The sequence below is a fragment of the Streptomyces sp. 8L genome, assembly GCF_020176795.1.
Taxonomy (GTDB): Bacteria; Actinomycetota; Actinomycetes; order Streptomycetales; family Streptomycetaceae; genus Streptomyces.
The window spans coordinates 1-7209 of sequence record NZ_JAIUKE010000546.1 but is presented as its reverse complement, the minus strand read 5'-3'; the positions used below and the strand labels follow the sequence as shown (position 1 = coordinate 7209).

Genomic DNA, 7209 nt, shown 5'->3' with positions numbered 1-7209 from the left:
TCACACCTCACCGCGCCCCCTCTCACCCGTCCCGGAGCCCCCATGGTTTCCCCACACACTCACACCACCGAGGAGCGATCCCGCCTGTCCCCCAGGCAGGGCCAGGCCCCTCAGCAGACCGCCCCGGGCACGACAGACGAAAAAGCAGCGTGCGAACGCAACATCACGGAATCCGGCATGGGTAGGCAGGCGATAGCGCGTCTCCAGCACCGCACAGCGCTGAGCACTGAGCTGTTGACCGCGGCGCAGCGCCTGCGGCTACTGCGCGAGAAGGACCAGCGCGCCGCACTCACCGACCGTCAGAAGGTACAGGTCGCCCTCTACGTCCTCGTCAGGCCCGACGCCGACAGGAACGACGCCGAGCGTCGGACGGCAGAAGCCCTTGGTGCCTCCAACCGGCGAGGCTGGCAGGTCGCCTTTCGTGCCGTCGACACCACCGGAGACCTCGCACCTGCCCTGAGGCCCCAACTGGCGCGCGTCCACGATGCCGTGTCCGACCAGCGGATTGCCGGAGTCGTTTGCGCGAGCCGAGTCGACATCAGCCAAGACGACAGCCTCTACACGGACGAGCTGAACTGGCTCCGCTCCCGCGGCGGGTTCCTCGCACTGGCCAGGAACGAGGCCGCCCTGTGAAGGTACACACGATCAGCACCGGAGCCTCCGCACCCATCCCAGCCGTCCAACCACGAGTACTGGACCCGTCGCGCACCGACGAGGCCGCGCTCGCCCCGCTCGTCGCATCCACCAAAACGACAACTGGCCCCGCAACACAGCCATCCCTTCGCCAACACCTCGGCATCGAACCGCCGCGCGCCACCCTTCCCTGACACGGACGTCTCGCCCCTCAGACGCTGCCGGACCGTGCCGAGGTCTGCTCAGCCGTCCCGCACAGGCTCCCCCGACCGCGGGCGGCACGGCCCGGCAGCTCCGCCCTTCCCGTCCCATCCCCTCCCCGGCACCTTCCGTGTCCCTTCACACCGCGCGCCCGCACACTGCACGCCGTGGTGCGCACAGAAAGCACACGCCATGACAGACCACTCTCCCGAGCGGCCGCCAGGCGGCCGGACACGAGCCAGCCGAGCCCGGCACGTGTCTACAACTATCTGCTCGGCGGCAAGGACAACTACGCCGTGGACCAGGAAGTGGCGCACAAGTCGCCCGACTTCTTCCGCGACGCCGCGTTGCAGAACCGGGCGTTCATGCGCCGCGCAGTGAAGTGGGTGGCAAGCACCACCGGCATCGAGCAGTTCCTCGACGTCGGTACCGGAATCCCGACCGACACGGGCACCAACCTGCACGAGATCGTTCAGTCCATCAATCCCCGTGCCCGAGTCGTATACGCGGACAACGACCCCATTGTGATGGCCCACGCCCAGGCTCTCCTCGTCAGTGCGAGCCAGGGCAGTACCAATTATCTCCAAGTCGACCTCCGCCGCCCCGAGGTGCTCCTGCAGAAGGCTCAGGAGTACCTGGACTTCACTTGCCCCGTGGCACTCTCCCTGATTGCCGTCCTGCATTTCATCACCGACGACCAAGACCCCTACGGCATTGTCCGCACACTGGTCGAAGCCCTCCCCTCAGGCAGTTACCTCACCATTTCCCACGGCGATGTAACGGGGTTTCCCGATGACGCGGAGGGCAGCGCCTCCTACGGGAAGAAAATCCCGAGCCAGTTCCGCACACGAGAGGAAGTCGCGGGATTTTTCGACGGCCTGGATCTACTACCGCCCGGGCTCGTGATGGCTCATGAATGGCATCAGCAGCCTCTGAAAACCTCCAAGCCGAAGCCCGGCGCGATCTGGGTGGGTGTCGCCCGGACGGGAAGTACCTCCCGGGGATAGCCGCGCCCCGACAGCCCGCCGTCAGGCGGACGAACCATTCGCTAACATCCAGTCCCGAGTTGGCACTCAGCAAGGCGATATGAAAGGCCGTCGAGTGCATACCGGCGCCCGAAATGGAAAAGTGCAAGGAGGTCGGCACAGCCTGGGAATGCACCCTCTGTCGGATGATGCGGTGCACTGAGGCTGCATAGCTCTCCCCTCGAATTTCCCATGCCGCCACGTTGACGGGTTGACCACATGGCTAGAATTGAAATGGTATCCCTGGTTGACGATCTGGACGGATCTGAGGCGATCGAAACCATTCCCTTCTCCATAGAGGGGGTGGATTATCTGATCGAACTGAACCGGAAAAATTCCGCCGAAATGCGGAACATGCCTCGCTGGTACATAAAGGCCGGTCGCCTGATTACGAGCACCCCACGCCACCCCGCCCTCAACTGTCACACGGAAGCCTGGAACATCCGGAAATGGGCATGGCGTAATGGCATCTCGATCGGCACCCGCGGTCGCATCCCGGAGCAAATAAAGGATCTTTACGTGGACTCCTCTGGATTATCGACCGGGTGACTCTTCGCCCACACTGTTTCATTTTCTACTTTTATCTGCCCACGAGGGAGTACGGATGGTCGGCACCGAAGCGCGTTCCGCGACGGTTCCGTTGCAACGGGCCATTTCCACAGCGCGTCCAGGTCTCGTGCACGGTCCGCGCCCGGCTCGGCGGCAGTACGCCTATCCGGCGGGGGTTGCGCTCACCGCACTGGGTACTGCGGTGACCGGTGCAGTGCTTCCCCTGCTCGCTGTCGTGACGGTGCATGCCACGCCCTTCAGTGTCGGGTGCCTTGTCGCGTCGGGCGCGGTCGCGCCGAGCCTGACCGCCCTGCTGTCCGGCTCGCTGGCCGACCGGTATCCGCGCGGACAGCTCATCACGGTCAGTCGCCTCTCCGCAGCCGCAGCCCTGATAGGTCTACTCGTGGCGGTCGTCACCGGCTCCGTGGACATGCCGGCCCTGTGCGCTGCCGCACTGCTCCTCGGCGCTCTGAGCGATGTGACCACGACCGCAGCCACTGCCCTTCTGCCAGCACTCGCCCCTCCCGTCCGCCGCTTCGCCCACACCTCGCAGATCATCGCCCTCACCGACCTGGCCAGTGCGGTCGGCGCCTACCTCGCCTCCGCCCTGATCACCGTCTCCAGCCTCGGCCGCGCCCTCACCGCCGACATCGCCGCCGCCGGCTTCGCCGCCTGGTCCGCCCGCCACCTCCCCCGCCGGGACCACGCACAGCCCTCACACACACCGGAGGCAGCACCAGGAATCTGGAGCGGTGTGCGGTACGTGCGGCGCACACCACTCCTGCGGGATCTGGTGGAGACCAATCTGATACTGAGTGTGGCCGGCACGCTGCTGGACAGTGTGTGCGTGGTGATGGCCGTCCACTACTGGCACTGGCCCCCCGCCGGGACCGTCGTTCTCCTCGGGTGTGCCGGCCTCGGCTCCGCCGCCGGGTCCGCGGCCGCCGCCCGTCTCGCAGACCGCTGCGGTCGCGGAGTCCTGGCGACGCGAGCCTTGCTCGTTGTCCCCGTCTGCTACGCGGTCCTCTGCCTCAGTGGGGACGGCCCCTGGTGGAGCGTCATCATCGTGTGCGCCGTGACGGGTTCGCGTGCAGCACGGGGCTGTTACGCGGCCCTGGCGCGCATGATGCGCCAGGGGGCCACCAGTCCAGCTCTGCAGGGCCGACAGCATGCGGCCGGCACCCTGCTGACCTGTGCCCCCCCTGCCCCCGGCGGCGCTGGCGGCAGGATGGCTCGCCTCTACCGCAACCGCGCGCCTGCCCCTCGCGGCAGCTGCCGTCCTGGCCGCGTACGCCGCCGCCAGGCTGCATCGCTCCCGAGCGCTGCGCGACGCCGCGCACCACCTCGACGGCGAACGTCCGGCCGCGGCGGTCGCACAGCCGGGCACTCGTACGAGGGCGGGGAAGGTCTGTGAAACCGTCGCGTCAACCGGGCCCCAGCCACGAGCCAAGCCGGACTCATCGGGCAGCTACCGGGCCGCCGCCCGTTGCCTGCTGCACCCCGGCACAACTCTGACCCAGCTCGCACGATCCCTGCAGCCGACCCGACCCCTACCGCATCCAGGAGCCGTCATGCACAACGCCAGCGCCTCGTACGAAAACCTGAGCGCCAACGCGGCACGGGCCGTGCGGCTGCTCGGCACACTTCCCGCGCGCATCTTCGACCCGGACATGGTGGCAGCCGTGTGCAACACCGACCACAGAGAAGCGGCCGGCATCCTCCACGAACTGCTGATCGCACAGCTCGTACACGACCCGCGGCCGGACGAGCAGCGTACCGCGGGAAATAGCCCTGGCTGCTCCTTGCACGACCTGGTGAGCGACCTCGCCCAGCAGCAGGCCCGAGCAGAGACACCGAAGGCACGGCGCGAGGCGCGGCGGCGCTGGGTGGAGTGGTACTTGCTCGCCGCCACCCAGGCCGAAGCTCGTCTGACCCCCAGTCACAGGACGCTGCCCCGCTCTCCCACCTACATCCGCGACGGCCGGGACCTGTTCGAGGGCCTGCCCGACTCGTCCGTATTGGCATGGCTGCAGTACCGGCCGAGCGAATTGCGCTCCGCCGTGCGCACCGCACATGAGGAGGGGTGGTGGGATCTGGCCTGGCAGCTGGTGGATGCCATGTGGCCGCAGTTTCATCGACGTCACACCGAGGACTGGATCAGCATCCACGAGGACTACGGCCTGCCCGCCGCCGAGCTGGACGGCAATCTCATCGCCATCCGACGGATGCTCACCACGCTCGGGGACGCCTTGCGCAGCGCCGGACGCTACGACGAAGCCCTCGCGCACTACACACGTGCCCTCGCCAGCGCCCAGCGCCACCCTCACCGCCGGGATGAGGCCCAGGCACTGGACGGGATCGGCGCCTGCCACCAGCACACCGGCCACCCTGCAGCCGCGATCCGCGAGCTGTCCAAGTCCCTGTGGATCCGGGAGGAGATCGGTTACGAGCGCGGGGTCGGTCTGTCCCAGATCCGACTGGCCGAGGTCCTTGCTGACCAGGGCGACACACAAGTGGCTCTGGATCTCCTCACCCAGGCCCGCCAGAGCCTCAGGAATATCCCTGATCCCCACTATGCGGCACGCGCCCAGGCCCTGCTGGGCCGCATCCACGTCCGTACCGGATACCTCACCACCGGCATGACCCTTCTGAAGGAAGCCGAGGCAGAGTTCCTCACGACCGGGTCCCTTCCCTGGCAGGCGCACCTCCTCGAATGGCGCGCCGAAGCCGTCTGCGAGGCCGGCCAGTTCAATGAAGCACACGACCTGTACTACGCCTCACTCCAGCTGTACCAGAGCGTGCCGAGCCCCCGGGACGTGCACCGCCTGGAGACAGCACTCGAAAAACTCGCCGCCGAGGCCAAAAGGGCAGCAGAGCGCACCGCAACGAACGAAGCACCTGAATAGAAGACCGGCCCAACCGGCACTCGCCCGTGCCCTCCAGGCATTTCGCTAGGCCATCCGCACCGCAGCCCCGATTGCCCCTCTGCACCTCCGTTCCCACAGAACACAGAACCGGTTGCAGCGAACGGCTCGGCACTACACACCACCGCACACCTCACCTTGACCCAGGAAAGACACCACCGCATGCGCCTGTCTGTACCGCCGCGAGGAACCGCGCGGCTCTACCGTGATCTCTTCTTACTCCTCATCGCCGGTTGTGGTAACTCTCTGGCCGTCGCCGCCCTCGACATCACAGCGCAGCTCTGCGCCGGCTATGCCCCCTGGGTGGTACAGGCGTTGTCCGTCGGGACCTTGCTCGTCGGGATATACGTGGCGCTTCGACTCTGCTACCTCGTCGTGGCACACACTGGATTCAGAAAATCCGCGCGAGTCAGGAGGATGGCCCTGCGGATCGGCGCCGTCGCCCTCGCCATCGTCACCATCGTGAGCCAGTCGCCTGCCGCCGTGAAGTATTCGTTTTCCATGTGGGTCTTCTACGTCGCAGTCGGCTGGCTCACCGTGGAAACCTGCCGCTACCACGGGGTGGGGCCGACCGCGATGGGTTTGAGTGTGAGCCTGGTGCAGGACCCGGCAAGCCGCAAGACCGCAGCCCGTCTCACACTGGCGGGGATGGTCGCGGGAACGGCACTGACCAATGGTCTCCTGTGGAGTCTGCGACTGACCGGAGCCGACTCCGTCCTTCCCGTCATGGCCGGCAGCCAGGCCCACACGCTTCAACTGACCAGCCTCGGATCGGTCCTCCTCACCCCGTTCGGCGCCGTCGTCATGGAGGACCTGGTCGTGGTCGGTGCCACTACCGCGCTGCTCACTGCGGCCCGCAGACCGCCCTGGGTGATCTACCTCCTCATCACCGTCATCGAGGTGGCTCTCCACGGCTACTACGGTCTGCCCGCGATCGGCATGGCCATCTACGCCGTCCTGCGCACCATGGCGTATCGACGCACACGCCAGCTCCTCGTCCTGATCGGCATTCACGCAGCCTGGGACCTGGCCGGAGGGCTTGTCGCGCTCGTGAGCCAGTACGGCATGACGCGCTACCAGCTCCTCCTCGACGGCCTGTTGCTCTACGCGGGAGCGCTGCTGGTGGTCATGCTCGTCCGAGCAGCTAAGAAGCGGTGCAATCGCCCCCAACAGGTTACCGGGTCCCCTGCCGACGGCTTTGCCATCAAAGAATCACAAAGGGCACAGGACGATGCTCCGCGCAGCTCCTCCGCAGCCAGCTGAGGCATCACGCAGCAAAGCCCGTAACCCCCCGCGTCCGCTGGCTACATCACGACCATCCGCCTCCTCGTCCTCACCTCCCCTGCATCTGCAGTCCCGCACCCAACAAGTCTCGGTCTGGCTGGTCTCCGGAACCAAGCCGCTTGCGGCTCTGACCGCCGGCGGCATCGCCTCTCTCCTCGGAGTCTGGGCAGCCCTTCTGGCCGGCATCCTGCTCTATCTCCTCCCGCCCCCTCGTGCGGGCCCCCCATCTGGCATCTCGCCGCACACGACACTCCGAACACGAACATCCACCCCAACCCAGGCAGAGCACATGTGTCATCTGACGCAGGCTGTACAACCCGTGCTCCTCCTCATCTGCTCCTGTCACGATCAATTGTCCTCCGTCGAAAGGCATACGACATGAACGCAGGCACAATCACCGCGCTGAATTGGAACGTCGAAAAAGGCGTCAACTGGGAGGAGGCGGCGGCCTGGGTGCAGGAACAAGATCCGGACATCCTCTTCCAGCAGGAGGTCCAGCCCGGGCAGCTCGATGGGGCCTTCCCCCGCGAAAGTGGACACGTGTTCGGGTGGTTATGCGGCCAGCGTGAGCTTATCGGACTCCTGCCGGTGCT

7 protein-coding genes are annotated in these 7209 nt (G+C 66.6%); all 7 read left to right on the top strand.

Annotated features, from left to right (window positions below; translation table 11 throughout):
* Positions 1–177: 177 nt before the first annotated feature.
* Positions 178–633 carry a hypothetical protein gene (locus tag LCE31_RS33875; RefSeq protein ID WP_225021349.1) on the top strand — a complete coding sequence of 152 codons (456 nt, stop codon included), beginning with the start codon at positions 178–180 and terminating at the stop codon, positions 631–633.
* A gap of 371 nt (positions 634–1004) precedes the next feature.
* Positions 1005–1841: an SAM-dependent methyltransferase gene (locus LCE31_RS33870; protein WP_225021351.1), complete on the top strand. Its 837-nt coding sequence runs from the start codon at positions 1005–1007 to the stop codon at positions 1839–1841.
* Positions 1842–2078: 237 nt separating this feature from the next.
* Positions 2079–2408: a histone-like nucleoid-structuring protein Lsr2 gene (locus tag LCE31_RS33865; RefSeq protein WP_225021347.1), complete on the top strand. Its 330-nt coding sequence runs from the start codon at positions 2079–2081 to the stop codon at positions 2406–2408.
* A gap of 55 nt (positions 2409–2463) precedes the next feature.
* Positions 2464–3822, top strand: a complete 1359-nt coding sequence (locus tag LCE31_RS33860) for an MFS transporter (protein ID WP_225021345.1) — start codon at positions 2464–2466, stop codon at positions 3820–3822.
* Positions 3823–3979: 157 nt separating this feature from the next.
* The gene (locus tag LCE31_RS33855) at positions 3980–5314 is read left to right on the top strand and encodes a tetratricopeptide repeat protein (protein WP_225021343.1); all 1335 of its coding nucleotides are present in this window, start codon (positions 3980–3982) and stop codon (positions 5312–5314) included.
* A gap of 501 nt (positions 5315–5815) precedes the next feature.
* The gene (locus LCE31_RS33850) at positions 5816–6595 is read left to right on the top strand and encodes a CPBP family intramembrane glutamic endopeptidase (protein ID WP_225021341.1); all 780 of its coding nucleotides are present in this window, start codon (positions 5816–5818) and stop codon (positions 6593–6595) included.
* Positions 6596–6994: 399 nt separating this feature from the next.
* A partial coding sequence (locus tag LCE31_RS33845) for a hypothetical protein (RefSeq protein WP_225021339.1) occupies positions 6995–7209 on the top strand: 215 nt, incomplete at its 3' end.

What these genes read in the sequence shown, in the direction of transcription:
- LCE31_RS33865 (WP_225021347.1), top strand. Translation starts at nt 2,079, where the DNA reads ATGGCTAGAATTGAAATGGTATCCCTGGTTGACGATCTGGACGGATCT.
- LCE31_RS33875 (WP_225021349.1), top strand. Translation starts at nt 178, where the DNA reads ATGGGTAGGCAGGCGATAGCGCGTCTCCAGCACCGCACAGCGCTGAGC.
- LCE31_RS33855 (WP_225021343.1), top strand. Translation starts at nt 3,980, where the DNA reads ATGCACAACGCCAGCGCCTCGTACGAAAACCTGAGCGCCAACGCGGCA.
- LCE31_RS33860 (WP_225021345.1), top strand. Translation starts at nt 2,464, where the DNA reads ATGGTCGGCACCGAAGCGCGTTCCGCGACGGTTCCGTTGCAACGGGCC.